This window comes from Rhodanobacter denitrificans, from assembly GCF_000230695.2.
In the GTDB taxonomy this organism is placed as follows: domain Bacteria; phylum Pseudomonadota; class Gammaproteobacteria; order Xanthomonadales; family Rhodanobacteraceae; genus Rhodanobacter; species Rhodanobacter denitrificans.
The window spans coordinates 2,139,306-2,164,245 of the sequence record NC_020541.1 but is presented as its reverse complement, the minus strand read 5'-3'; the positions used below and the strand labels follow the sequence as shown (position 1 = coordinate 2,164,245).

The 24,940-nt window shown below is 65.3% G+C and carries 23 protein-coding genes; 3 read left to right on the top strand and 20 right to left on the bottom strand.

The features are described from left to right. Window positions 1-107: 107 nt before the first annotated feature. From R2APBS1_RS09855 to R2APBS1_RS09795, 12 genes are all read right to left on the bottom strand, one after another. Complete coding sequence (locus R2APBS1_RS09855; protein WP_015447862.1) at window positions 108-1,253, bottom strand: type II secretion system F family protein; 1,146 nt, start codon at window positions 1,251-1,253, stop codon at window positions 108-110. Beyond that, a complete protein-coding gene (locus R2APBS1_RS09850; protein ID WP_015447861.1) occupies window positions 1,250-2,881 on the bottom strand; it encodes a GspE/PulE family protein in 1,632 nt (543 codons plus the stop codon). The genes R2APBS1_RS09855 and R2APBS1_RS09850 overlap by 4 nt, the downstream gene beginning before the upstream one ends. Then, window positions 2,881-3,450 carry a type IV pilus biogenesis protein gene (locus R2APBS1_RS09845; RefSeq protein ID WP_015447860.1) on the bottom strand — a complete coding sequence of 190 codons (570 nt, stop codon included), beginning with the start codon at window positions 3,448-3,450 and terminating at the stop codon, window positions 2,881-2,883. The genes R2APBS1_RS09850 and R2APBS1_RS09845 overlap by 1 nt, the downstream gene beginning before the upstream one ends. Beyond that, on the bottom strand, window positions 3,440-4,798 hold the full coding sequence (pilO2, locus tag R2APBS1_RS09840) for a type 4b pilus protein PilO2 (RefSeq protein WP_015447859.1): 1,359 nt from the start codon (window positions 4,796-4,798) through the stop codon (window positions 3,440-3,442). Before pilO2 ends, R2APBS1_RS09845 begins: the two co-directional genes overlap by 11 nt. Continuing rightward, window positions 4,798-5,211: a type IV pilus biogenesis protein PilP gene (gene pilP / locus R2APBS1_RS09835; RefSeq protein WP_015447858.1), complete on the bottom strand. Its 414-nt coding sequence runs from the start codon at window positions 5,209-5,211 to the stop codon at window positions 4,798-4,800. The genes pilO2 and pilP overlap by 1 nt, the downstream gene beginning before the upstream one ends. Window positions 5,212-5,221: 10 nt before the next feature. Then, window positions 5,222-6,922, bottom strand: coding sequence for a PilN family type IVB pilus formation outer membrane protein (pilN, locus tag R2APBS1_RS09830; protein ID WP_081602813.1), 1,701 nt, complete (start codon window positions 6,920-6,922; stop codon window positions 5,222-5,224). Then, window positions 6,923-7,513 (bottom strand): TcpQ domain-containing protein, encoded by a 591-nt coding sequence (locus R2APBS1_RS19350; protein ID WP_015447856.1) that lies wholly within the window; start codon window positions 7,511-7,513, stop codon window positions 6,923-6,925. A gap of 374 nt (window positions 7,514-7,887) precedes the next feature. Then, on the bottom strand, window positions 7,888-8,643 hold the full coding sequence (locus R2APBS1_RS09820; protein WP_015447855.1) for a hypothetical protein: 756 nt from the start codon (window positions 8,641-8,643) through the stop codon (window positions 7,888-7,890). Between the two features lie 213 nt (window positions 8,644-8,856). Further along, a complete protein-coding gene (locus tag R2APBS1_RS09810) occupies window positions 8,857-9,267 on the bottom strand; it encodes a hypothetical protein (RefSeq protein ID WP_015447854.1) in 411 nt (136 codons plus the stop codon). A 281-nt stretch (window positions 9,268-9,548) separates the two neighbouring features. Further along, window positions 9,549-10,472 (bottom strand): PD-(D/E)XK nuclease family protein, encoded by a 924-nt coding sequence (locus R2APBS1_RS09805; RefSeq protein WP_015447853.1) that lies wholly within the window; start codon window positions 10,470-10,472, stop codon window positions 9,549-9,551. A gap of 78 nt (window positions 10,473-10,550) precedes the next feature. Then, complete coding sequence (locus tag R2APBS1_RS09800) at window positions 10,551-11,486, bottom strand: hypothetical protein (protein ID WP_015447852.1); 936 nt, start codon at window positions 11,484-11,486, stop codon at window positions 10,551-10,553. Further along, a complete protein-coding gene (locus R2APBS1_RS09795; protein WP_015447851.1) occupies window positions 11,483-11,983 on the bottom strand; it encodes a single-stranded DNA-binding protein in 501 nt (166 codons plus the stop codon). The genes R2APBS1_RS09800 and R2APBS1_RS09795 overlap by 4 nt, the downstream gene beginning before the upstream one ends. Before the next feature lie 444 nt (window positions 11,984-12,427). Between R2APBS1_RS09795 and R2APBS1_RS09790 the strand changes: the two genes are divergently transcribed. Both R2APBS1_RS09790 and R2APBS1_RS09785 read left to right on the top strand, forming a co-directional pair. Beyond that, the gene (locus tag R2APBS1_RS09790; RefSeq protein ID WP_015447850.1) at window positions 12,428-13,468 is read left to right on the top strand and encodes a hypothetical protein; all 1,041 of its coding nucleotides are present in this window, start codon (window positions 12,428-12,430) and stop codon (window positions 13,466-13,468) included. Then, the gene (locus R2APBS1_RS09785) at window positions 13,465-15,243 is read left to right on the top strand and encodes an ATP-dependent helicase (RefSeq protein ID WP_015447849.1); all 1,779 of its coding nucleotides are present in this window, start codon (window positions 13,465-13,467) and stop codon (window positions 15,241-15,243) included. Before R2APBS1_RS09790 ends, R2APBS1_RS09785 begins: the two co-directional genes overlap by 4 nt. A gap of 133 nt (window positions 15,244-15,376) precedes the next feature. Here the strand turns inward: R2APBS1_RS09785 and R2APBS1_RS09780 are convergent, their stop codons facing one another. Genes R2APBS1_RS09780 through mobH form a run of 4 tightly spaced genes read right to left on the bottom strand, consistent with a single transcriptional unit; the run spans window position 15,377 to window position 20,485 of the window. Further along, window positions 15,377-16,087, bottom strand: a complete 711-nt coding sequence (locus tag R2APBS1_RS09780; protein ID WP_015447848.1) for an IncC plasmid conjugative DNA transfer DtrJ family protein — start codon at window positions 16,085-16,087, stop codon at window positions 15,377-15,379. After that, window positions 16,084-16,656, bottom strand: a complete 573-nt coding sequence (locus tag R2APBS1_RS20095) for a hypothetical protein (RefSeq protein WP_015447847.1) — start codon at window positions 16,654-16,656, stop codon at window positions 16,084-16,086. The genes R2APBS1_RS09780 and R2APBS1_RS20095 overlap by 4 nt, the downstream gene beginning before the upstream one ends. Beyond that, a complete protein-coding gene (traD, locus tag R2APBS1_RS09770) occupies window positions 16,653-18,518 on the bottom strand; it encodes a conjugative transfer system coupling protein TraD (RefSeq protein WP_015447846.1) in 1,866 nt (621 codons plus the stop codon). Before traD ends, R2APBS1_RS20095 begins: the two co-directional genes overlap by 4 nt. Continuing rightward, window positions 18,515-20,485, bottom strand: coding sequence for a MobH family relaxase (mobH, locus tag R2APBS1_RS09765; protein WP_157769732.1), 1,971 nt, complete (start codon window positions 20,483-20,485; stop codon window positions 18,515-18,517). Before mobH ends, traD begins: the two co-directional genes overlap by 4 nt. Window positions 20,486-20,631: 146 nt before the next feature. On the opposite strand from mobH, the gene R2APBS1_RS09760 reads away from it, so the two are divergent. Beyond that, window positions 20,632-21,327 (top strand): hypothetical protein, encoded by a 696-nt coding sequence (locus tag R2APBS1_RS09760; protein ID WP_015447844.1) that lies wholly within the window; start codon window positions 20,632-20,634, stop codon window positions 21,325-21,327. Window positions 21,328-22,037: 710 nt separating this feature from the next. On the opposite strand, the gene R2APBS1_RS09755 is transcribed toward R2APBS1_RS09760, so the two are convergent. From R2APBS1_RS09755 to R2APBS1_RS09740, 4 genes are read right to left on the bottom strand one after another with little or no spacing between them, the layout of a single operon-like run. Next, window positions 22,038-23,078 carry a TraU family protein gene (locus R2APBS1_RS09755; protein ID WP_015447842.1) on the bottom strand — a complete coding sequence of 347 codons (1,041 nt, stop codon included), beginning with the start codon at window positions 23,076-23,078 and terminating at the stop codon, window positions 22,038-22,040. Beyond that, on the bottom strand, window positions 23,071-23,277 hold the full coding sequence (locus R2APBS1_RS20090) for a carbon storage regulator (protein ID WP_015447841.1): 207 nt from the start codon (window positions 23,275-23,277) through the stop codon (window positions 23,071-23,073). The genes R2APBS1_RS09755 and R2APBS1_RS20090 overlap by 8 nt, the downstream gene beginning before the upstream one ends. Beyond that, window positions 23,277-24,398: a TrbC family F-type conjugative pilus assembly protein gene (locus R2APBS1_RS09745; RefSeq protein WP_157769731.1), complete on the bottom strand. Its 1,122-nt coding sequence runs from the start codon at window positions 24,396-24,398 to the stop codon at window positions 23,277-23,279. Before R2APBS1_RS09745 ends, R2APBS1_RS20090 begins: the two co-directional genes overlap by 1 nt. Window positions 24,399-24,454: 56 nt before the next feature. After that, complete coding sequence (locus R2APBS1_RS09740) at window positions 24,455-24,916, bottom strand: S26 family signal peptidase (protein ID WP_041676740.1); 462 nt, start codon at window positions 24,914-24,916, stop codon at window positions 24,455-24,457. Window positions 24,917-24,940 lie beyond the last annotated feature (24 nt).

Here is a 24,940-nt window from a genome sequence, read left to right as displayed (position 1 = left end):
ATGCCTCATGTGACGATTGGATGTCCGGGATGGCCGGCGCGCTGGAGTTCATTCCGCACGCCGGGTCGATGCCTAATGGCTACGTGGTCATGGTCCGCCCTCCCCCCTCAGCTCTTGCCCATCTGGCTGACGCCGTACACCGCCCCAAAGAACAGCGTGAGCGTCAAGCCAAAGGCCAGGAACACGATGAGGCGGAGCCACATCGCAATCTGGCTAACCTTGCGGGTGTTCTGCAGCATCCAGCGCGAGGTGAAACGCTGTAGCGCCTGGCCCGTCGCATCGCTGGATTCGAGGACGCGAATGAACGCGATGGATCCCGCATCCGGAAACTCATGGCCGGCGGCGTCCAACGCATCGCCCAGAGGAAGACCGCGGTTCACGCCCCAAAGGGTGTCCTCGACGCGTTCCTGCAGCCATGGCGAAGCAAACTTCGAGACGGTGGCCAGCACGCGCGGCAGCGGGATGCCCTGGCCCTGCATCTGTGCCACGTTGTCGAGGAAGACGGAGGCGACGTAAATGCGGTAGATCGCGTACGGCGGAACGTACTTGTCCACCAGCGACCGAAACGGTTTTGCGAGGCGGTAGGTGGGATCGTGTTCCACGGCCGCGCTGATGGCATCCCAGTCGCGAGACCGGCCGCGCCACCGCGGCAGCGAGACGACGAAAGCGATCACGAACACGACAAGCGGGATGAGGATGGCCCACCACCAGTTCTGCACGAAGACCGCAAGCTGGAGCAGCTGCAGTGTCTGACCTTTGAAGCGCTCGATCGGTGCCAGCGCGAGAAGCTGCGGCGCGAAGTAGAACGCGATGAAGCCAAGCAGACCGAACTCGATGAATACCAGCAGCAGTGGCAATGCCAGCGGCTGGGTGACGCCGGCAATCAGCGCCTTACGCCGGCTGGAGCTCTCCACGCAACGCTCCAGCGCGCCAAGCAGATCACCCGTTTCCTCGCCGGCGGCAATAATCGACGCCTCATCCTCGGTGATCCACCGACGCATGACGTCGGAGAACGGCAAGCCGGCACCGATGCCGGCAATGCAGTCCTGTGCGATGACGGCCAAGGCATTGCTGGACTTCGGCTTGCCACCGCTCGCAACGAGTTGGATACGCTTCAGCGCCTCTTCAAGCTGAATGCCATTGCCATAGAGCTGGCTAATCTGCTCATAGAAGTCGATTCGGCCGTCCATACCGAACTCGAAGCGAATGCGCGCCCGATCGACGGCCTCGAAGATGTCTCGCAGCGACATCATGGCCACACTCCCAGCGTGACGAAATCCGTATCCAAGGGGTCAACGTCCTGCTCGATGTGCAGCGGATCGACGATGCCGGCACGCATTTTCTGTAATGCATGGGCCAGCCGCGTCACGCCGCCGAGGCGGGTCACCCAGTGGATGCGGGCGGCGAGCATTCCCTCCTTCTGGTAGACCTGCATGAGTTCGGCGTTGGGAACCAGCACCTCGGCCGCGACTTCGCGGTCGCCGACGCCGAATTCGCAGTGCCGGCAGCCCGGACCGGCGATGAAGATCTCGTGGCCGTGAGCCAAGCGGTCTACCTGCGCCAGCAGATGAGGTTCGAGTCGGTCGCGGTGCTCCGCCAGCGGCACCTTGCAGTGCGGGCAAAGCGTGCGGACCAGGCTCTGGTTGATCACGCCGGTAAGGAGCGCCGGGTTGGTGACCAGGCTCGCGTCCACACCCATTTCGATCAAACGCTGGATCGCTGAGAAGACGTCGAACGTGTGCAAGGTCGACCAGACCTGGTGGCCGGAAAGGGCAATGTTGAAGGCCGTTACTGCGCCGTCGCCGTCGCGCAGCTCACCGGGCATCAGCACATTCGGCGCATGGCGCAGGCAGTTCCGCAGGGCATCGCCCCACGCTTTCGCCCGCGCCACCGGGTCGTGGATGTCGTAGAGCATGGGCGTCTGGAGCGAACCGGCGCCCTCGATGTCGTACTCGACCGGATCCTCGATGGTGATGAGGTCCAGCTCCTGATGGTGGTCGCGAAGCAGCTTCTGCATGCAAGCAACCAAACTGGTGCTCTTGCCACTGCCCGTCACACCGGTGAACAGGTTGATTCCGTACTTGCGGCGCAGCATGCCGTCCAGCAATTCGAGCTGGTCAGGGGTATAGCCGAGCGAGGTGAGCGACTTGCCATTGCGATTGCTGGCGTAGAGCAGGCGGAAGGTCACCAGGAGGCCATCGTCTTTCGCTGGACGCGTGGCAATACGGGATCCGGTCAGGCCGCAGAGCTTTGCGTACTCTGGCCGTAGCTGGCCGTCCTGCATCGCCCTAGGGTTCAGGTCGCCCTGTCCCTGCGTGACCATCGAGTTGTAGAGGCTGCGGATCAGCCGGTAGCCCTCCTCGGCCGACAGCTCGCCGATCGAACGCGAGCGGCCGTGGACCTTCAACCGCACACTGCAGAAGTCGCCGACGATCTGGAACTTGAGATCCGAGGCATTGCGCGCCGCGGCCTGCCGGATGTACGCCAGCACGCGCGCCTTTTCGTGCGAGTCCACCAGCTTCGACGCCGCAGCGCTGTCCTCGCCCGCGTACTTCGAAGCGATCTGGCTGACGGTGGTCTGGATGACGCGCGCCGCAACGCCCTGGCTGCGTGCGAGGGAACGGTATTCGGTGAATCGGTCATCGGTCCCCTGCTGGTAGTGCGTCGACGACACCAGGAGCACGGCGACATTGCTGTCTACCTTGCCGCAGAGGCACATGACCTCCCTTTGCAGGGGATCATCGAGTCGCAGGGGGCCGGGCTCATTCGAAAGAATGCGCGGGAAGTCCTCCAGGACTCTGGTGACGTCCACGCCGGCGTCCCGATTCTGCGGGGCCGGCGCTGGGGCGTCCGTAGCGATGGTGTGGAGCTGAGCGCTCATCAATGGATTCCGGGACCGGGCGCCGGCATGGGCGGCGGCGGCGTCGCCACCGGGGGAGCGATCGGCATCGGCCGCGAGTTCATCGCAGGGAAAGTCGGCACATCAGCCGGTCCCGGCGCACGCGTTGAGGGGGGATTGCCAGACCGGCTGAGTACGAGGCCGGAGCCGTCGTCGACGACCTGCGCGCCTACGTTGGTCGCCTCGACCCGGTAGCCACCGGGAAGAAGCTGCCCGGCCGGCACGCTGCTGACCGAGCCGTCGCCGTAATGCAGGGTCACGTAGACCATGGCGCCAACGTGCGCGACGTCGTCGATGGACGGAGCATCGGGGCGCGCGGCCACCGACGGCGAGCTGTGGCCGGTGTTGCCGGTCTCCTCGATTCGCGAGCCGGCCGCCCGCTGGGCCTCCGCAAGGTCGGCTTGTGCGGAGTCAATCACCAGGTCGGCAGTGACGTCGGCGAGCTGGCCAAGCGTGATGACGGGTGGTGCACTCGGCGCCTCCTGGGCCATCACGATGGCGCATGGGATGGCGAGCATCAGGCCGAGCACGGCGCAGGTCTTAACGCGCATAGAGGTGGCCTCCGACGGTCCACGTCAGGAACGGCGTTTGATCCGAGCGTGCGACGGCGATGGAATCGACGCGCAGCCCGCGAAGGTCAAGGCCGGACAGGAGAAGACTCGGATGATGTTCGGTCCGGGTCGCCGTGATCGGGGTGGCATTGATTTGGAACGTGAACGTCTTCCACGGCGGCGGCGGTAGTGGATTCTTGGGATCAGGACCGACCGGGGGCGGGACGGGCGTCAGCGGCACAGACAAGCCAAGCGCCTGGAAATGGCTCACGAACACAGTGGTTGCGGTGACACTGTCCTCGAGCTTCTCGTCCGACTTGGGCGGCGCGTCAAAGCCCACCGTGATGCCGGCGCTGTTTCCGTCGGCGTTGATATTTGGCGTGAGGCCCAGGGTCGCCTTGAAGGCGTCGATCAGATCGGCCACGGTTGCCGAGTCCTGCCGGCTGTACGTCGCGCTCATGTGGCCGTATCCGCACTCGGCGCCGGCCAGCAGCCAACCGCCGACCGCGATCGGAAGCTTGGCCAGTTGCTCGCTGCAGCTGGCCTCGAGTGCAGGCGCCGTTGGCGAGGTAGACCACGGATCGGGTGGCGGCGTCTGCGCCTTCTTCATCGCGGCCAGCTGCTCGGCGGCTGCTTTGGCAGCCTCGGCGGCGCGAGCGGCCGCGGCCTGCGCCTCGTGTACCGAATGGATGTGCAGCGCGCCACCGACAGCCGCCGCGATCACCACCGCCACGGCCAGCAAAACCAGCTTGGCCCTGCCCGGTACGCCAGCCTTCGTCAGGGATACCAGCGGCTCGGGCGGCTTCTTGAGCGACCCTATCGCCTTCAGGACATCAACGTCCTCGGCGTTGTCGGCAAGCTCCGGCGGCGCAATCACCCGCCCGTATGGCTTGCCCTGCGCCAGCGCATCCTCCACGAGCTGCGCGAATTCTGCCCGGACGTCGTCCAGGGCACCTGCCATGTCCGAGCCGGACACGATGACGCCAGCGCGAACCGCAGTGAGTGCGTACAGACCCTCGCGTACCCGGAGACCAATGACGGCATCGGCGCCAGCGACCATGATCGCCGCCATGGCCAGCGACCGGCACGCACCCGTGGCCGTCTCGTCCACTCTGGCAAAGCCGCCCTGGGTCACCGAGTCGGTGCGATAGATCGCGGCAGCACGGAAGCCCAGCCGCACGCCGCGGTCGCGCACCACCCGAAGGGCGCCATGCGAGGCACCCACCCTCTCCCAGTGCAACCCGGACACATAGGCCAGGGAGCCGACGGTAACGCGCACGAGCGTCTTGTCGTTGCGCGAAGCCTCGCCGCCGATGGGTTTCCCCGCCAAGTCGCGTGCTGCCGCCATCACTTCGACCTCACTCGCACAAGGCGGACGCCACTGGTCAGGTCGAGCAGCCGCCACCGTCCGCCAGGAAGCAAGCCAGGCGTGGCACTCACAGTGGTGCCATCGGGCATGCGGATACGGGCATAGGTATGGCCGGTCGGTCCGAACACGCCAAGCACCACCGGCGCGTCCGATGCGACGTCAGCAAACGGCAGAGGTTGCGCGCCAGGCCCCGCCGCAGGAGTACCGGCGGCGGTTGCCGCCGCCTCGGCCGGCAGGCCTTGAGCCAGTCGCTTCGCGGCATTGTTCGCGGCCTGCGCCTTCAACAGCGCCGTGTCGCTCTGGATGGCGGACAGGGTTTGCTTCGGTGCGTCCTGGGCGGCCGCGAACAGCGGCAGGGACAACAGGCCGAGCATGATTAGCGTCGAGCGCATCGGCATGTCCTCAGTCGGTCACGATGGGAGTGATCATCACGACCAGCACCACCCGCTGGTCAGCACGGCGCATGCCGCCGCCGAGGATCCAGAAGGACGGCGAACCGATGCCCTGGCGGGTACCGTTGTTGCTGGTCTGTTCGAACCCGGAAAGAATCAGCGTCTCGCCGCTGCGCAGACGCACCTTGTGGCTGAGGACCTTGGCGTCCATGGTCGGCAGCTCGACCGAGGAATTGCCACTGGTGACCGTCCGCAGCGTCGGGTCCGAAGACAGCGACATGTTGTACTGGAGGAGGATCGTCTTCCCGTCCTCCAGTACGTCAGGCACCAGGTCCATATTGAAGCCCGACGTGATAAGCCCGGGCTGCAACGCCGTACTGCTGCCGACCGAGGCGACATTGCTGGTTTGCGAGCTGGCCAGGTAGCTCGTCTGGTGGGCCACCTGCACGATCACGGGTTGCATGTTCAGCGTCGTCGCCGACGGCGAGGTAACCACGCCCACCTTCCCCTGCTCTGCCAGCGCGCTGATGACGGCCTGCGAACCGGCGAACTGCGCGGTATGGCCGGTGGCCGATTGCAGGATGCTGATTGCCCCCGTCACGGAGTCCGGATTCGCGGCGAACGTGTTGGCGAGGTTGAAGCCGTACTTGCCGGCGACGTCCTTGAAGACCAGGCCCCAGTTGATCCCGTAGTTGTCGGTCTTGGTCAGCGTGACGCTGATGACCTTCACGTTGAACAGCACCTGCTTGGTCAGAATGGCGTTCTGGGCGTGGATGTAGGAGGCGATGGCGTCCAGTACCTCCGGCGTATCGGTCACCGTGATCGTGCCGGTAGCGGTCAGCGGGCCCATGCGTCCGTTCTTGGAGAGCATCGACTTGATGGTGGTCTCGAAGTCGCTGCGCGGGTCGTTCTTGAGAGTGACGTCGGTGGACTGATTCGTGCCCGACTTGCCGGACACCCCGCCGGTGCTGCCACCGCCACTCCCACCGCCGCCCGACCCGCTGATGCCGGCCGACGTGGTGGTGCCGGCCTCGACGGTGGTATTCATCGTCGTCGAGGTCGGAATCATGTTGAAGCGGAACGTGCGCGACTCGGTGTAGAAAATCACCACCTGCCCTTCCTGCACTTTCCAACCCAGGCCCAGCTGCGAGGTCGCCGCATCGAGGAGCCCGGAAAGCGGCCCCGAGTACTTGAGGTCGATGGACCGCTGCGGCGTCTCGATACCCATGGCGTCGATACCCGCACCGCGAACACCGGGGAGCGTGACGCCAGAGGCGCCGTACTGGGACGCGGGAACCGGAGCTGTGCCCGCGCCGGGTGTGCTGGGGGCGTCGCTGAGATGCGCGAGGGCATCGGGCGTCACCTGGACGGGGATGTTGCAGTCGCGGCTGATGATCTGCGCGAACTCCTGCAGGCCAATCAGCCGATGCGGGTTGAAGTTCTCGTTGCAGGACAGCTGCGGCGCGGTGCGGCTTGCATCGAGCGCAATGGGGTTCGGGTCAACCCACTGGCCATCGTGGGTGGCATAGACCGACTGGTCATTCGACGTCGAGCGCATGCTCGAGATCTGGGTGCTTGCGTCACGGTCGATCTGGTCGACTTGCCGCATGGACTGCTTGACCGGATTGGCGCACCCGGCCAGACCGAGAACGATCGCCGAGATCGCTGCGGCAAGTAGCTTCCTGGACATGGCAGACAACTCCTGGGTCATTTAGCGGTCCTCCGACACCACCACGAGGGGCGGGCGCTGATCGGGATAGGTGTCGACGCGAAGCGGATTGCTGGTCTTGGCGTACAGGCCAAAGACGCCGCGCAGGGCCGCCTGGAACGAGCCGTCGAACGTGAGGGGTGCCTCGATTCGCCGATCGCTGCTCGCTCGCCACAGCACGCGCCAGCCGGCGCGATGGGCCCAGCTGTAAACGACGGCATGCAGCGTCAGGTCGCGGCCAGATGACCACTGCTCCGCGATCGGCGGCTCGGGCTGCGGGCGCGTCGTGACCGCACGCCCGAGGGGAACCGTCTGAGCAGGGGTGACCGACGCCGAACGGGGCAGCGGTGGCGCTCCCACCAGCGCCTGGCGTGCATTCATCACGGTCGTGCGGGACATCGCGATGCTGGGCGCGGCGGGCTGCACAGGGACAGCAATGGTCTGTCGTCCCGTGACGTCGTCGATGGGGGAGGCCCAGGACGGGCTACTGCCCGTTGATTGGGCGTGGAGCGTCGGGGTGACGGCGCCGATGAACACGGCAGCGCAGGCCACGCCTGCTGTTGCCATGCGTCCGAAGGGTTTCGCGATGTGCATCGTCGGTAGGTCCTGCTGAGGCCAGTCGGAGAGGCACCGCGAGCTCGTGGCACCGTAGCGCCTATGCTGCGCGATGAAGACCTGACCGCTGGGCCGCCGCCGGGGCTTTCAGCCGGGCAGCGGCGGCACGGCGAACCCGGCGCGATCGCCGCCGCATGGGCGATCCGCCGACGGGCGAACGTCTGCTACCGGATGGAACAAGTAGTTGGGGCGCAAGGCCTCACGCCAGCTTCCTCGGGACGCTGGAGTCAAACCTCGCTGATTGCCGGCAGCCGCCGGCGAAGTACAGGGATTGGGGTCGCACCGCATCGTGTGGCAGCGCCTGGTACGTCTGGAGCCCACAGGGGGCGGCGTTAAGCCACCCCCTGCAATGCCTACAACATCATCGCCCTACTAATGCCGACATGAACCGCCAGCGGGTCGGGCCTCTGCGAACGCAAGGCCAGCACGTCCGCGTGCCGAATGGCCGTCCTGGCATAGCGGAGAACCGCGCTATCGAGCACCGCCGCCGAAGCATCGTCGTGGATGTCGACCTTGACCGCCTTTGGCACAGGAGCGTCCCAATCCGCTCCGCCACGGAAGCCTGGGAACGCGACAACCTCAGCTGCTCCGATGGCGACCAGTCCCATCACAGCATTGGTCACCGCGCCATTGGGCGGAAATGCCTTCGTGGTGTTCGGCCCGAAGGTTTCGAGCCAGCCATCCGACTCAACGTCGTACAGGAGAAGGAACCGCCCGTCGCCGTCCTGCCGGACCCCGATAGAACCTCCTCGTCCGTTATCGGCCTCCCACCGCGCGATTCCAGCCCGGCGGCATGCGTTGGCGAACTGATACGCCACGTCGCTGTGAAACCGGACCACCATCAAAGATGGATCCAGGAACTCCAGATGAAACGAGTCATCCTGCCTTTGCAGCGCGAAGCCCGCCTGACGCTTCCTCTCGACGAGGTGTTCCCCCCACACGCCGACCGTCCCCGCGGACATCTTGGTGCCATCGCTGGTAAGCCGCATCTTCGGCGCCAGCCCCGTCTTCGAGGACCCGCTTCGAACTTCGACCGACGTCGCACCCACGGACACCGAACACCAAAGCGTCTTGTCCCCCTTGCCTTTCTTGTTCAGGACTATATGCATTGCCTCCTCCTCAGCCGCATGGGCCCATGTGCCCCAGCGACCATCGCCACGGAAAATGCCGGCATCGCTCCTGTAGCGCTCGGTGCACGGCACCGAGAACGGAACCGACCGCAGCTAAGAACTCCTTCGCACCAGCACACGGCCGAAGGGAGTGGGTCAGGCTCGCCAGCGAGCCGGCGCGTCCTCGGGGGACGGCCAGCGCTGCTGCGAGAATCAACTTGATCCGCTCGTGGCCGGCAGGCCCGCCTTGACGGCGACTTCCCAGGCGGCATCGAGATCGCTCCAGTCGACCGAACCGCCCGCTTCCTCGCCCCCGCGATAAGCCTGCAGGAACAACTCCGCCACGCGGCGATAGGCCGCGACTTCCCTGACCTGGCGCACGGTACCGTCGGCGTTTGGGTAGTCATCACCCTTCACGGCCTCGGCGCTGAAGATCAGGACGTTGTCCTCCCGCTCCCTGTAGGCGTCCTCCAGCATCGGAACGGCAGGTGTGTCGTCCCAAAGAGTGCCGGAGTCCGAGAGCGCTTGGGCCATCGCACAGGCCTCTTCCGCGCAACTCGCCTCGATGCCCACTCTCACGACGTGATCGTAGGCAAGCGAATACCTCACGATGAACTTTGCCATGGTGAAATTGGTTCCTTGAAAGACCGGAAACGCTCCGGTAGCGGTTGGAGGCAAACTGCCTCGAACAACCGGCTGCCTTCCATGGCCTCACGTGAAACGCCTCGTCGAGGTGGCTCACGTGGGGGCATGGCGCTGGCACTACAGATCGGCACGTGCCGGCAACACCCGAAGGTGTCGCCGGCATGGCCGCTACTTCCATCATTGGCCAGCATGCTGGCCTCCTCCTCGCCCAAAGGACTCAGCCACCTTGCGAGGTAGCTGAACCCTTTGGGTTTGGTCCGTCACGCCGCGACAGCGATCGCCGGCACGGTTTCCTCCACGACCTCCGGGCGCGGCTCGATCTCGCCGTGGACCAGGGCCAGCACATCCCCATACGGGGAGGAGTAGCCCTCGGCGTCCCCTTCGAGGCAGAGTCTGCGGAAATCGCATTCGCTGCAGGGGCTTTCAAACGCTGCACCTGACCGCTTCGGGAAATACCCTTTGCGGATCAGGGCCGCGGTCATCTTCAACTTCTCCACGTAGGCACCGAGCGCGCGATCGTCACGTGCCCCGGCCATCTGCACTTTCCACGACGGCGACTTGTTCTTGACGCCCTCGATGAAGCCGAGGCCGACCACCGATCGACTGTCCAAACCCAGCTTGTCTGCGTTGAACCGCACAAGGAGCTGATAGGCCGTCAGCTGATCGCTGGTCTTGGCGAAGCCGTCGAATGATGTGCCGGAGACGAACTTGGCATCCGGGATGTGAAGCCCGCCGTCCGCGTCGCCCGTGCGATGGGCCACGATGTCTGGCTCGCCTGACAGGATCAGGCCGGGTTCGATCGTGAGGCGCAGCCGGTTCTCGACCAGTACCGTGCCCCGACCCACTGTGGCGGTCAGGTTGGTGGAGCGCCATACCGCGGGGAACTCCTCCATGAGCTTGCGGCCGATCGCGCCCAGTTCTTCCGCGGAATGCTTCGTGAAGCGGACGATCTGGGTGTCCAGCTGTTCCTGCCACGCGGCGTTGAACAACGGAACAGGGTCAACCGACTCTCCCATCGCGTGTGCAGTCACGAAGGGCAGCATGCCCTTGTGGCCCGCCTTTCCCATCGCCAGCGCGTGGCCGACGCCGGTACTGCGGATCTTCAGCTGGTGGCCAAGCCGCCAGGCCTCACCACACCGCTCGTATTGCAGGACGCCAGTTGGGCGAAGTACCAAGGGTTCCATCTTGCTCTCCTCAAGAAAAAGGGAGAGCGCCACCCCGGAGGGGTGGACACCCTCCAGGGGAAAAAACACAGCACCAACTCAACGCGTGAGCTGGCCCTGCAACTCGGTCATGCGCTCGCGCGCCAACTCCAGGGTTTTCGCGGGGCTCGACTTGACGCCCAGCTGCCTCGAAAGGGCAGCGATCTGGCGGTTCATCGCCGCGAGCAATTGAGCATCGCTCGGACGGTGGCCTTCCACATGGTTGGCCGCCTGCACGCGAGGTCGATGGGCCGAGGCCTCCACAACCCGTTTCTGGCCAGACTCGACAGGGACGGGTGCAGACGTCGGACCTTCCGATGGCGCCTCCTCCGCCCCCGCATCGCGCACCGCCGAGTGGCCCTCGAGCGAAGCCAAGGCCGCGAGAGGCGAACCGACATCCGGCAGTCCGTCGGTAACCGCACCGACGATGGAATCGGCCACGGCCGAGAGTCGCTGCGCTGTCTGTTCCCGCCGTTCCGCCGGGCTGGTGGCCTGCTGGCCCGTGCCGTCTGCGGCAGTCACCAGCTCAAGACGCGAGCCCATGGCCTGCGTCGTGCGAGCTTCGTCCTCATTGAAGACCTCACCGCCGATACCCACGCTTGCCAGCAGACGCTGGAAAGCCGCGGTTTCTGCCGCCTCATAGTCCTTACGGACGGTGGCTGCAGGGCAGAAGAGATCCAGCGCCGGGGACGTGGCCGAGCCCGATGAAACCTCGTTGCCGTTCGGGTCGAACAGCCGCGAAGTGAACACCAGGCCCTGCGGCAGCGCAGGCAAGCCGAGATCCGCAGGCTTCTTGCCGGCGGTGACCGCCGCCAGATGCATGGCGGCCAGCTGCGGGGCCAGCGAACAGGCCTCCGCGACCTCGCGGACGTGCCTCCAGCCTTGGGCGATCGGAAACCGCTCCAGGAACTCCGGAAGCCGCGCCGCGTGCAACTTGTAGGGCTTGATTTCACCTTCCTTGGTGAAGATGTTTACCACTGATGGGGAAGCCTTCATTGCGCACCTCGTTTGATAATTTCGTCCATCTCATCGAAGCAGTCGCCTTCGGTCGAGACAGCGGGTGGTTGACGGACAGCCTCCTTGGCGGGAGCTGCGGATGGGGCCACGCGGCGGCTTGGCGTCGTTGGGGGCGTCGCCTCCTGAGGGGTGGCGGGCCGCTTGGACGATGGTGCCGCCGCCAGGGGGCGCCCGACGGTTTTCGCGACGAGCTGACGCTCGACGCGCTGAACGCCACTGGCGTCCGTGTACTCGTGGTCTTCCGCAAAGCCGATGACGAAGATGCCGTCGCCGACTCGCAGGGACTCCACCAGGCTGACGAGATCACCACGCACGATGACGTTGTGACCGGTGTCGCGCTGCTGCCAGTTGTTGTCGCGGTCCTGGTAGCGATAGCTGGTGACGACCCGTAGTCGTGCGATCGCCCCTCGCTCGTTGCGCAGAACCCGCGGTACCGCAGCGAGGCGGCCCTGGATTGTGTGCGTATTGATGTCCATCGGACTCTCCTGCTTGCATCACAGCACGCATTGCGTACCGGGCAAGACCTCCTCAACGACCGTGTAACGGACACGGCACCGAAGTCCGCAGCTGCGGACGAAAAGCGCTCGGCGGTGCATGCAGTGCACGGCGAAGCGCTTTCTCGGTGGTAGGAAGCTCGGGAGGAAGGCGCGAGGAAAGCACACTCGCGAGTCGGGATATGACTCTGACAGCTAGTCCGCCAAACGTGGGCGGGTCACGGCGGCCGTACCGCGTTGACAGTTTGTTCCCGGCCGTGGCCCGGCGTCAAGCCACTGTCGGTGCCCGGGGTTCTGGCACGTGATCCGCGCGGATTTGGCCCCGCGAGCCGCGCAAGGCGGCTTGAAGCCATGGGCGGCGGCCCGGCGGTTGGTCGGTGACAGCGCACTCTGGACCAACCGCAACCACGCCTTGGGAAGGCCAACATGAACGAGATCGCAGTCGTGCCACACGAGGGTCCGGACTCCACGCCGGCACCCGGCCACACCTTCATCGAACCCGCGATGCCGTCGCGTCGCTTCGACACGAATCGCTCCACCATCGCCGGCCGCCGGCCCGACGACTTCGTGTTCGAGCCGCGAGATTCCACGTTCTACTTCCGCGACAAGCTCGTCCTGTCGAGTCGCCCGATCCAGATCGCCTACGACCGAACCTTCCAGCGGTGCCAGCTGGCCCTGTTCGAGACCGAGATGATCGCCCCGATCGTGGCGCGCAACGACGACGGCGTCCGCGCGGTCAACGCGGCGCTGGATACCAAGATCCGCCGCTTCGCCGAGTACATGGACGGCGAGATGAATCGCATCAACAAGATGCTCGCGGACAACGGCAAGTCGCTGGACCGCGGCGAGTACACCTCCCCGGTCGAGCTGGAGGTCAAGGTCTACACGCCCAGGGCGCGCCGTTACATGGAAATGCTGCAGCTGGCCGACGACGCGATCACCACGTACGCGCGTGCGTGGCTTGAAGGCTTCATGGACGAAATCAACTTCAAGCGCAGCGTCTTCGCCGTTCGCATGCGCACCATTTACCTGGCGCGAGAGATCTGGGAACTGCACACCCGTTCCTACATCTCCCTGCGCAAGGCCAGGCAGGCGGCCGAAGCCGAGCGGGCACGCCTCATCGAAGCGCGCCACGCAGCCCGGCAGGCCGCCGCCGAAGGCCGTGCCGAAGGTGCAACGGACTCGCCCGACGCGTCCGACGAGCACATCCAGAGGCTCACCGCGACAGTCGAACAGGCCGGGAGGATCATCAGCGAGGTCGAGGGGCGCGGCGGTATGGAAGCGCAGACGCCCGACTTTGGCACCTCGGAGCTGGCCAGCGACAGCCCGCAGTTGCTGGCCGATGCCGAACGCGCCAAGGCCAAGGCAGCCAGCCGGCCGAGCCGCGCCAAGGGCAGCAAAGCATCGGACGACGACTCGTCCGGCCACGACGAACTGGCCACCGGCTCGGCCAGCGCTACCGCGTGAGCCTGAACCCCGGCCAGCAGGCCGCCGTCGATGAACCGGGACATTGCCTCATTGTGGCGTGTCCCGGTTCGGGCAAGACCCATACGCTGGTCGCGCGCGCCGAACGTCTGCTCGCCGAAGCGGAAAACACGCGTCTCGCGATTGTCACCTTCACCCGCGCTGCGGCGGAAGAGCTGAAGGAGCGACTGGTCGGCAAACTCGGGCCAGGGGTGATGCCGCGGGTCGACGCAGGCACCTTTCACAGCCTGTGCCTTCAGCAGCTGGACGCAATCTCTGGCCGTGGCAATCGTCCCTTCACGATTGCAACCGAAGGGACGACACACACTCTGGTCATGAAAGCTTGGGAGCTCGCCGCCAAACGCTTCGGCCAGGCGATGCTCCCACGCGATGCCGTCAAGCGCGGCATCGAGTTCCTGAAGGCAAATCGAGACCTCGCACCGCCGACCGGCGACCCGCAGATCATCCAGTTTGCATTCGAGCGCTACCAAGAGCTACTCGGCGCCCAGAAGCTGCTGGACTTCGCCGACATCATGGAGCTGACGGTTGGTGGCATGGAGGCGGGGACGCTTCCGCCATTGCGGGTTAACGACCTGCTCGTGGATGAGTTCCAGGACGCGGACAAGCTCCAGCTCGACTGGGTGATTGCCCACGTGCGTCATGGCGTGAGAGTCACCTGCGTGGGTGACGACGACCAGGCGATCTACGGGTTTCGCCATGCCAAGGGCTACGACGGCATGATGCATTTCGCCCAGGTCGCCCGCGCACGCACTATTACCCTCGATACCACCTATCGCTGCGCCTCGGTCGTGGTCGCCCACGCCTCCCGCCTGATCTCCTGCAATACGAACCGGGTCCCCAAGACGATCAGGACCGCCAGCCGGGCCACCGGGTCCGTCGACCGGATGGACTTCCCGACCTTCGACCTCGAGGTCGCTGCCGCGTGCGATGCCATGTCGGCGTGCCTGCCGGCGGAAACCTCGGCGATCCTGGCGCGGACTAAGAGCGTACTTCGGGTCGTCGAGACAGCGCTTGTGGCCGACGGCATCCCCTACTACGGTGGCGTCGACGGCGGCATCTGGAGTGGCGGCGCGCCAGGCCTGGTCCGGGGCCTCATCGGCGCCAGCCTGGGCAAGAACCCGACCGGCGCGACCCTCGCACTCTCCGCACGCGGCATGCCCAGCTCTGTCATCGAGAACGCTCGGCGGCACCTGATGGCGGCGAACGGCAGGATGGCATCACTGCTGCAATCCAATACGTGGCTCGCCGGCGCCAGCGACGTCCACGTACAGGCTTGGGAGGAAATGCGCGAAGGGTTCGAACGAATCGTCCGTGCAACCAACCGCCAGCCGTCGGAGTTCGCCGAAGCCTGCACCACGTTCATCGCTCCGGGCATCGACGGCTTCACCAACCCTGGGATCTTGCGCGCGATCTTGTCGATCATCGCACGGATGCCGGGCGCGCTCCCGGACGTCTACCAGCGCATCGAGCAGGCGGCGCGCCGGTCCGAACGGGACAAGACCACGCGCCAGCGCGACGGTGTTGCTCTCCTGACATTGCACGCAAGCAAGGGACTGGAGTTCGATCGCGTCTGGATGCCGGCGGTCCGCCAAGGCGTGCTGCCGCACGGCAACAGCGACATCGCTGAGGAGCGCCGCCTGTGCTACGTGGGTATGACGCGAGCCAGGTGCCACCTGACGCTTTCCTACTCCCGAACGCAGGACGCTCCAGAGAGCGTCTTCCTCAAGGAATCAGGGCTGGGTGGGCTCAGCGCCTGAGCAAGCGCACACCGCTCTATACCCGCGCGGGCAGCACGGCGATGTGGGCAACGAAGTCAGGCACCCCGCGCAGGGCAGATCAGCGCCCACTCTTTCCGCGCTTTTCCGTAGTGCCTGCATACAGTGCTACCCATTAGCTGGGTTTCTGTCGATTAGCCATTGCCATTGCCATACCAGCGAAGGTCAGCAGCACGCAAGCCGGCACCGTTACCGGCGGCAGCGCTCCCGGCATGAACAACATGCCGACGCCAATGCCCGCCATCCAGTTCGCCAGCCGAATCCCCGCCCGGTAGCGAAACGGGTTTACGCCGCCGAAACTGTGCCACTTGAGCCGGCGGACCGTGTTGCCCGTGGTCATGATGGCCATGCACAGGGGGATGAGCATTGGGATCCAGTACAGCAGCGTGCTCAGGCGCAGCAGTGCGAAGTAGCAAAGCGCAAAGGCGGCGGTTACCCACCAGTACCAAATGCGGCGAGCCGACGATGGCGAGCTCCCACCAGCCTGGGGGGAAATGGTGCCGAAGCGCCCGGCCGAGTCGTGGATGACGATGGCCCCTGGGGCACCGGCTACGGCGGCGGCGGGCGGGGCCGTCTTCGCATCGGTTGAATGAATTGCGCGGTTCATCAAGCCGGACTGGATGGCCCAAAGCCGAAACCACCCATCGGCCCGCGCGTTGACGTACGTGCCCTGATCATCGCCGTACAGCGACATCTCGAGGCGCTGTTCTTTCTCGATCTGGCTGTTGATGAAACGCGAGCCGATGAATGGAAGGAGCAGCGCCATGAAGAATGCCGCGATAATGAGTTGTCCGGCCAACGGCGCCGGCTGCTTTGCGGCTTTCATCGAACTGGCTCCAGTGGGGCAAAGAGTTCTTCGTAGCGGCGGCCGAGGCTTCTCTCGCACTGGCTGCAGTAGACGTGCTCTGCCAGGAGCGCGTGCATGCCTGCCGTGGCCTCGGTTAGATCGCCTTCGCGTGCATATGTCGACACGTGGGCGTCGGGAGCAGCCAGAATGAACGATCCCAGCGGCCCGTCCGTTCCAGGACGCCATTCATGGTCGCCCACCATCACGACCACCGATGCCGCGTCGGCTGCCCTGGTGCACAATACCGCCATCGCCTCGGTGACCAGGCTGCGCGTGCTGTCAGCCTCCGTCCAGCGCTCGATGACGCGCGCCGCCTCCACGTAGGCCTGGCCAAGCAGAGGTCCACGCCGCTGCCGGTCCGGGATGGCGGTGGTGAGGCAGTCGGCGAGCCGGTAGGCGACCGTGGGCATCAGGCGCCAGATATAGGACCAGTGGCAATACTGCGACCAGACGCCGCGACGCTTCAGGACTCGCCGCGCAACCTCGTCGGGCGCCTCGATACTTCCTCGACGAACGCGCGAACCGGGTCTGTGTGGTGAGTCGCTCATTCAGCGGCATCCGCGACGATGACGGGGATCCGACCCTTCACGAAGCGTGAGCCGAGCAGCGCGAAGAAGTGCAGCTGCGGCAGACAACCCAGCGTTGGCGGTTCGATCGGGGGCTCCATCTCCACCCTGAGGGTTTCACCCTGGGATGCCGAAAAGTCCAGGGGGTCACTGGTAGGGCTGGTCACGGACCGGCTGAGGCCCAGCGACTTGATCGGGACGCGTGGAAGGCGACTGCAGAAGTACTCCTGGGATTCCGCAGCGGTGACGCGGCCGAAGATCAAGTTCGCGATGTTACCGAGCACCTTCTCCGCCGTGGCCTTGTCGCCAAGTCGCGCCACGATGTCGGAAACCGTCTGGGTCGCCAGGGTGAGCCGGAAGCCAGCGCCGCCGCCCTTGTTCAACAGCTTGATGAGGTTGTTGTTCAAAATCTCGGGGGCTTCGTCCACCAGCACCGACACGACCTTCTTGTCCTTTGCGTAGTTGTATCGCGTGCCGCATACCGCTGCGATGTCGGCCATCAGGATCTCACCGATGGCGTTCGCCACGTCCTCGTTGCCCAAGGCGTTCAGGCCGATGTATATCGCCTGGCGCTGCTCCACGATACGCGCCGTGTCTGTGATCAGGCGAGCGTCGCCGGGGTCGGTCGCGTCCGTCGACATGAGCTTCGCCATGGCTCCGCTCGTCAGTTTCGTAAGGACCGGCATGAGCGACGTAAGCATCTTCGAGCGATGCTCCGCCGGATGCTCGACTGTCGCGATCAGTCCCTCGATCTCGGGGCTACCTTTCGACTCAAGAACCTGTTCACGGTAGAACGCCGTGTAGGCCGCAGCATCCTCCTCAGGCGTCAACAGCATCGGTCCGTCGGATTCGTCCGGCCGCCTTTTGCGCCGCCCAAGAACGCTCCGCCTGTAGCCCTCCAGATGCCGTTCCCAGCCGGGGGCCAGGACGCGGTCGCAGTAGGCCTTGATCGCATCAATCAGAAGCGATTCCAGGTGCCCGTCCATATAGCGCTTGATGGCTACCAGCGTCGGGCGCTTTCCCGCCAGAAGCATGCCGTTGACGACGTTGACGAGCTGCATGTGGGCAAACGCGGTGAATGTGTTGTCACGCGAGCCGTGGCCAAGCAGGCCAGAGATTCGAGAAGCAACTTCCGACGAGTCCGTGAAGTTCTTCAGCGGATCCAGCCGCACGGACGTTGCGGGGAAGCCGGGATGGAAAACCAGCAGCTTCTTCCCCATGTCCCGGCACGCCTGTTCGCAGGCCGCCTGCAGGCCCTTGTCACCCTTCGGGTCTATGACGAATACGGCCTCCTTGCGTGCGATCGCCTGGGTAATGAGGCTGCGATATAGGACCGTCTTGCCCCATCGCGTCATCGCAATGATCAGCGTGTGCTCATCCACGACAGGTAGATAGATCTTCTCCTCCGTGGCTCCGATTCCGTGCATCCACGACTGGCCCGGCGCCTCAGGGGAATCGGCAGGCGTCAGTTTGCTCGGGTCGCTGATGGCGACTTCCCGCGCCAGCTGCGACTCCTCGCTCGTCCATGGGAATCCCCACCCGATCCAGATGCGTTCGCCGCCGGGATCGAACTCCTTACGGGCCTCGCTGATCGGCATGATAGTCACGTCGCGCGTGTTCATCCGGTCCCGGATCAACATCAGGCCAAGCCATTTGCTGATCCACGGTGCCGCACAGGCAGCGCACACACCAGCCAGGACGAACAACACGCGCGGTGAAGCGTGCGGAAGGAACATCTCCGCAACCATCAGTGCCGCCGCAACCATCCACGCGAGGCCAGCTGCGCGCTCGAAATGTGGGCGAAATGGGTTGAGGTAGGTCTGCCGAATCAGGGGCTCGCTCATGGCATGTCCTGGGGTACCGGCGCCGCATTCCGTCGCGCCAAAAGGTTGAAGGCCGCGGAAAGCTCCGCGTTGAGGGGTACCACGTTCCACGCACTGCCCCGGATTCGCACGCTGGTCGTTATGCCGTTCTCCTGGGGCGTTACCGGCTGTCCAGCAACACGAGTTGCCAGCCACTCAGGGTGCTGACCAATTTCATCCGCGAGGACACGAATTTCCTTGATTTCGCCGCGCACTGCGTCTGGCCATCGAATCAGGACGACGCCTTGCTTCATGGTCAGACGCTCGCGGGATGGGTAGCTGTCTGGCTCCAGCGCAATCTTGTCCGCGATGCGTTCCAGGACCGAGCCAAGCGCCCCTGCGCCTTGCAGCGCAGTTCGCGCGTCGGCGTGCTCGGCTTGGGGCACAGAATCGAGCGGGAGGCCGGCTTGCGCTGGGGAGTGCTCAGGAGCCGCCGGCTGCGCGGGCCGTGGGGCCTCGTCTGCAGCCTCGGCGACGGATGGGGCTGTCTGCGATGGCGCGGCCTCGCTGCCGCCCGACATCGTGCCCTGTTCCAACGGGGGGACGCTTGGCGCTTCGGCAGCATGTGGCTGATCCGTTGGCGCCGGCGTCTCCGGTACGGCGGCGGCACCAGGTCCGGGTTCGCCGCTCGGCGGTGCCTGTGCCCCATCCTCGTCAGGGACAACTGCCTCCGGAAGCGTCGGGTCGCGCGCAATGCGTACGTCGGTCGCCTCACTGACCGGCAAGCCCTGAATCAGGGGGCCCGGGTCCGGCAAAAAGAGAGCCTTCGTCGTCCCGCCGAGTCGAGATCGAAGGGCGGCGAAGGCCGCATCTTCACCTTCGGCCGCAGGTTCGGAACCGGGCAGATGGAGTCGCCAAAGCGTTTCCTTCTGCCCGTTGCTCAGCTCACGCACCTTGGCCACCCGGCCGCGCACGAAGATTTCGGCTACTTCCACTTCGTCGTTCGGAATACCAACCGCCTTCTGCTGGGCGACAAGCTCCTGGCGCATGCTGTTGAAGGCCTGCGGCCACACCAGGTACGCGCCGTCGCCGGTGACCCAAACCGGGTGACCTGGCGTGTTGAACTTCCATGCCCGCCGGCGGATCAGAGCGATTGCCGCGTCCAGCAGGCGTCCAATAACGGGATCAACATTGGAGCTTCCCTCGCTCCAGTAGGCCGTCCCCGAGTCGCGGTCGGACCGAGATGAAGCCTGATCGGCCAAATGGACCATCTCGCGCAAGCCGCTGGCTTCTTCGCGCTCGCCACTGATCGCAAGCACGATTGCTTCCAGCATGTCCCTGCCAAGGGATGACAGCGCCCCCATCACATCAGGCCCTGCAATGGCGCCCATGAGGAGCAAGCCGAAGGACTCGTGGCGGTGTAGCCGATCGCCAGGCCGCCAACGAATGGCGTACCGCTCCACCTGATGCTCTCGGGCCCATGACGTCAGGTCGCAGACGAACGGGTTCCAAACGTCACCCGTAGCCGCGCAGGTGACAATCTGGTCGATCAGCACTTTCCCGAGGTCGTGGTGCAACCCTGCGGTGGCCGCGGCCAAGGGCCACAGCAGGCCGCGATTCGCCTTCAGCTCAAGGTCTCGCGTATAGACCGGATCGTAATCCAGCACGGCGTTGTGCACGTTGCGAGCCGCCAGCGCGGCGACGTCGAGCCCATGCAATGCCAGGCCGCCGAGCCGCGCGTGGTGATGATTTGCACTGGCCGGCAACAGGTGCACCCAGCGCAAGTAGCGAACGAGCATGGGCATGACGAGGCGGTCGAACGTCGGCCCATCCAAACCGATCTCGTGGCGGAGCATGTCGATGGGACCGCTCAGCAGATGCAGGTAGCTCTCGGGGTCGACCATCTCGACCGTCTGGTCCGGCCCGCCGAAGGTGGCAAAGGAATCGACGATCCGCTCGGGTGCCGTGCCGCGCTCGGCGCGCGCGGCCAGAACACGGTCAGCCGCCAAGGGTGGCTTCTTGCTTCGTAGGAACATAGTGAGCCCTCGTGGATTCACTCTATCCGTGCAGAGCATGTCCCACGGGCGACTCAAGGCGGCTTCAAAGGGCGGCGCGTGGCTCGGTGACTTCGGTGCTGCGTGACAGACTCGTCCCCATGACGCCTACCCAACGCAGGGCGCTGATCCGGCGCATTGATGACGACGTGGCGCGGGTGCAAACCCGCCTGCTCGAGTGCCACAACCAGCTACTTGCCATCGAGGCGCAGTTCAAGGCTGACCGGCGCGCCCTCCTCCGCGATATTCGACGCAAGACCAAGCGCCCTCAGGTCACCTTCCTCCTACTCAAGGTCACGCTGCGCGAACGTCGCGTCCTCCGCGTCCCGATCGCCGAGTGGCGTCATATCCAGTCGCGCGGGAAACGAGTTGCGCGTGCTCAGATCACGCTGGCCCAGCGCCGGTCGACCCGACAGGTACAACTCGCGGCCGGGCAAACCGGCGTCTTTTCGCGCTCGATTCCGATGAACCGCAAAGGTGGGTGGCGCATCAAGGATCTTCGAGCGTACGGACATCCCGACGAAGGCGACTTGGTCAAAGCTGCCGAGGTCGCACTGCAGCCGATCCGCGCGCGCATTGCGACGCTCACGGCTACCGCGACCAAGCTCATGCAGAGCCGCTATCAACACGCACGAGTTCTCGAGCTGGCACCCGCCGAGCGCACTACCGCCCCGGCAAAGAATCGCCGCGGGGTGCCGGCATGGGCGCTTGCAGAGAACCAGATGGAACTGGCGCTGGGTGCCCCTGAAGCACCGGGCATCCCCGACCGTCCCCAGCTGCGCAACCCGGACGGTTGATCCACGCCGGCGCCTGCCGATGGCGCATCACGATCCTGGCGCTACCGTCCCCAGCGACGGTTGCTCCTCGCGGGTCAATCACGGAAACGACCAGCTGCCCGGCAGTGCCTGCGCCCGAGATGGGCACGGTGAGGGTCTTGGCACCGACCTCGCCGGGCCACCAGGCAAGCTGGCCTTGCGTCAGCACGGTACCGACGCCGTCGCGCACGACGTACCGAACACTGACCGGTCCCGCGCCACCGATCAACGTGGCCCGCAGAGCCACTGGGCGATCGTCCGCGACGATGGAGACGGCAGGTGCGAGAACAACCTCAGGCCCGCTCCGCGGCTGCCATGCGGCGTCCGGCGCCGGCGCTACAGCACTGGCGAAGCCGGGCTGCGTAGCACTGCTGTTGCCAACGTACTGGCGCGCGGGCAGCGGCGCATTCTCCCTCGTAGTCGCGACGATGCGTCCAGCCGCGTTCACGATTACGCCGCGATTCGCGTCGTACACGGGCAAGGTGGCACGCACGCGCCCAGAGATCGCCGCGGCGCCCGGAGGCGCCGTGCTACTCGAAGCGGGCCCGCCGGCGCCGTAGCCAGGAAGCTCGATTGATACCTGCTGGGCAGCGCCCAAGGACGGCACCGATGCCATCACGACTGTCAGCACGGCTGTCGCGGCAAATAAGCCGGGGCGAAAAGGCGCAAACATGATATACATCAATGCTTTATTAGTAAACGCAACAGTTCACAAATTGCCATCCTAGCTGTACAAAATCCTCCCCGACATAGGGTCGATAGCGGAACTCCCCCCATAGATTCGGGTCTTGGCCGATCCAGTGGTCGCCAGTCAGTTCCGGTACCGGCCACAGCTGCTCGAGCTTGAACATCGACTTGATCAGCATGGGTTCCGGATAGGCGTTGCATATCGCGTCCGGCCCCATCGTCTTGTTGATCAGCAGCCGGCGCTGGAGCATGGCGATCGCATGCGCGGCCGTGAATGCGGCCTGGCGCGGTACATCGGTGGGACCCGTGGCACCGTTCTGCGGGTAGGAGGAACCCCACGAACCCATGCACCAGAACATCGCATCGTTCGGCTGATAGACATTGGACGCCGCAGCGTCAGCCATGCAGGCGAGCTGGGCAGGCTTCGTGGCAAAAACCGCCGCTTCGGGCGTCAGGAACAGCGACAGGGAATCCTTGGACCAGCTGGGGTCAATTTCGGATACATAGGCCAGGTCAGCGCCGCCAGACGTGTTCGACAGGCAGGCCGCCGCGAGCATCTGACCGTAAATCTCGCCCACTGGGTATCGGAACACATGCATGTTCGAGAAACCCTGCTCGATAGCCGTCGTCGAGTCATCCGCGCTGCCGCCTCGGAGCATGGCGCTAGTCGCGGCTGAGCCGCCGCCGAGCGTCCCACCGAAAATCGGCGAGTCGTAGGGCGCCCGCACGGTCTCGATCAGGCGCTCCGGCACCCAGCCACCGTAGGGAATCCCGGGAATCGGGATGCCCATGACGTGTTTGCACCAGCAGAGCGGCGCACGGTACGCCCCCGCCGGCACACCGGCGGAGTTCCCTATCGGAGCACCAGCGATGGTGATCGGATAGAGGCAATTCGGACACTGCTCGGACACCAGCGCGGCCATGCCGGGACCGTGACTGTGGCCCTGGCCGCCACCGTCGCCGCCTGAGGACGCTGCAGCGCCCGCTGAGCCGGCCGTCGCGAACAGCGCCAGGCCAGCGAACAACGAAAGCAGTCGACTACCCATGGCGGATTTTCTCCTCGGGCTTGCCGGCACGGCGCTTGACCGATGCCAGTCCGAGACGAACCTCCTTGCGATCCACCGCGATATGAGAGGGGGCAAGGATGTCGACGTAGACCACGCCACCGCGCACGGCCGCGACGCGGACTTCAATGTCCGATCCGATCAGAATGGATTCACCTTGCCGGCGGCGAAGGGACAACATCAGGGTGCCTCCTTTCTCGGCAGCGCGATCTGCTGCACGGTCAACAACCGACCCTCTTGGCGAACGATGGACGGCGAACCGGTCAGGTTCAGCCGCTTGGCCATCGCGGGAAGGTAGGCGAACAAGTGGGTGCCGACTTCGGCCTGCCATGCGCGCCAGGTGGCCCAGCCGTCGCCGGCGGTAGCCGGCACAGTCGTGCTCATCGCAACAATGGGCTTGCCTGCCGCGAGTTGAACCTGGTGGCGGGCGAAAGCGCGCTCGTCAGCGTCGGACGCATCGAACACCAGCAGCGTCTCCGCGATCGGCGCGGTGTCGAGCGGGTTGACCTTCTGGCCAGCACGCGCGAGGACAATGCCGTCGGGCGTCCGAATGTCATGGGTCACCGTGATCGTCGGGTCGATCTGATAGGTCTCGCTGGTGGAGGCGTGCGGAACGCTGGGCATCGCGAGACCTCGCCAGAATCCGGCCACGGCTCGCTGTGTGTAGCCAGACCAGTCGAAGTGCTTCACGCGATCCGCGAGGTAGGCCGTCATGTTCTCCTCGATGACCGAGCTCATGCGGCCATAGGTGCCGAGATCACCATCACGGGTGGCAAGCTGCGAGTCGATCCACTTCGGCGAAACGACGCCGCCCACCCGGGCAACGGCCGCGCCATCTCGCACCACGACGGCGTACGGCACCTCGGCGACGTGGTATTTCTCAAAGTCCGGCGGATTGATCGCGATCGCCGGCCTTTCTTTCATCCCTTGGGCAATGTCATTGAGCCAGTGCATCAGCGCACCGACGCCACCGTCACGCGGGCCGCCGATGAACTCGATCGTCACCCGTGGATCGGCAAGGGCCGCCTCCATCATGCCGTGCATGTCCGTACGGGTCATCGACATCGAGGCGAACATCAGAATCCGCGTGCCAGGCTTCTGCTCGGCGGCCTTGACGTTGGCCGGCAGATGGTCCCGATACATCGCCTGGAGCTGCGCATCTCGCTTTGCGTTTGCCGTCGAGATCGTCTCTGTCAGCGCGGCACGGTCCCGTTGCAGCACGCGCTGCTTCGCCGCCGTGCCATCCCGCAGCGCCGCGGCGGCTTGCGCCTGCACATCGGCACGCACGTCCTGCGCGGCCAACGGCCAGGCCAAAGCTGCCCAGAGCGCCGCGGCGAGCAGCCAGCAAGCAACGGGCCTCACAGCAGGGTGGCCTGGCCAATGAACTGGCCTGCGCGAACAGGTCCCCAGTAGCGGCTGTCGTAGGAATGGGGGCGCGTGCCGACGGCGAAGTATTCGCCGCGCCCGAGGATCAGGGTCCGCTCAAAGGCGGTGGCCTGCTGATGGAGCACGGGCAGGATGTCGAGAGGGCCAGCCACGAGCTGTCCATTGACCCAGGTGCCAGTGGCCTTCACTTCGACCAGGTCACCCGGACCGCCGACGATCTTCTTGACGAACCGCGTCCCCGCAGAGAACCGGCTAACCCGTCCATCAACGACAAACACCCCATAGGCGCCGACAGGTACCGGACCCGTCTTCAAGCGCACGAGGGTCCACGCTGAGCCGATGGACTGCTCCGATTCCTGGCTGTACCCGACGCGATAGTGCCGCAGCGCGTACTGGGCGGCGCACACCAGCGCCGCGATGCCCACCAGCAGCATCACGAGGAATCTCGGGCTCCGGGC

Coding starts and splice junctions, on each gene's coding strand:
- R2APBS1_RS09855 (WP_015447862.1), bottom strand. CDS start 1,253: ATGATGTCGCTGCGAGACATCTTCGAGGCCGTCGATCGGGCGCGCATT.
- R2APBS1_RS09850 (WP_015447861.1), bottom strand. CDS start 2,881: ATGAGCGCTCAGCTCCACACCATCGCTACGGACGCCCCAGCGCCGGCC.
- R2APBS1_RS09845 (WP_015447860.1), bottom strand. CDS start 3,450: ATGCGCGTTAAGACCTGCGCCGTGCTCGGCCTGATGCTCGCCATCCCA.
- pilO2 (WP_015447859.1), bottom strand. CDS start 4,798: ATGGCGGCAGCACGCGACTTGGCGGGGAAACCCATCGGCGGCGAGGCT.
- pilP (WP_015447858.1), bottom strand. CDS start 5,211: ATGCGCTCGACGCTAATCATGCTCGGCCTGTTGTCCCTGCCGCTGTTC.
- pilN (WP_081602813.1), bottom strand. CDS start 6,922: ATGACCCAGGAGTTGTCTGCCATGTCCAGGAAGCTACTTGCCGCAGCG.
- R2APBS1_RS19350 (WP_015447856.1), bottom strand. CDS start 7,513: ATGCACATCGCGAAACCCTTCGGACGCATGGCAACAGCAGGCGTGGCC.
- R2APBS1_RS09820 (WP_015447855.1), bottom strand. CDS start 8,643: ATGCATATAGTCCTGAACAAGAAAGGCAAGGGGGACAAGACGCTTTGG.
- R2APBS1_RS09810 (WP_015447854.1), bottom strand. CDS start 9,267: ATGGCAAAGTTCATCGTGAGGTATTCGCTTGCCTACGATCACGTCGTG.
- R2APBS1_RS09805 (WP_015447853.1), bottom strand. CDS start 10,472: ATGGAACCCTTGGTACTTCGCCCAACTGGCGTCCTGCAATACGAGCGG.
- R2APBS1_RS09800 (WP_015447852.1), bottom strand. CDS start 11,486: ATGAAGGCTTCCCCATCAGTGGTAAACATCTTCACCAAGGAAGGTGAA.
- R2APBS1_RS09795 (WP_015447851.1), bottom strand. CDS start 11,983: ATGGACATCAATACGCACACAATCCAGGGCCGCCTCGCTGCGGTACCG.
- R2APBS1_RS09790 (WP_015447850.1), top strand. CDS start 12,428: ATGAACGAGATCGCAGTCGTGCCACACGAGGGTCCGGACTCCACGCCG.
- R2APBS1_RS09780 (WP_015447848.1), bottom strand. CDS start 16,087: ATGAAAGCCGCAAAGCAGCCGGCGCCGTTGGCCGGACAACTCATTATC.
- R2APBS1_RS20095 (WP_015447847.1), bottom strand. CDS start 16,656: ATGAGCGACTCACCACACAGACCCGGTTCGCGCGTTCGTCGAGGAAGT.
- traD (WP_015447846.1), bottom strand. CDS start 18,518: ATGAGCGAGCCCCTGATTCGGCAGACCTACCTCAACCCATTTCGCCCA.
- R2APBS1_RS09760 (WP_015447844.1), top strand. CDS start 20,632: ATGACGCCTACCCAACGCAGGGCGCTGATCCGGCGCATTGATGACGAC.
- R2APBS1_RS09755 (WP_015447842.1), bottom strand. CDS start 23,078: ATGGGTAGTCGACTGCTTTCGTTGTTCGCTGGCCTGGCGCTGTTCGCG.
- R2APBS1_RS20090 (WP_015447841.1), bottom strand. CDS start 23,277: ATGTTGTCCCTTCGCCGCCGGCAAGGTGAATCCATTCTGATCGGATCG.
- R2APBS1_RS09740 (WP_041676740.1), bottom strand. CDS start 24,916: ATGCTGCTGGTGGGCATCGCGGCGCTGGTGTGCGCCGCCCAGTACGCG.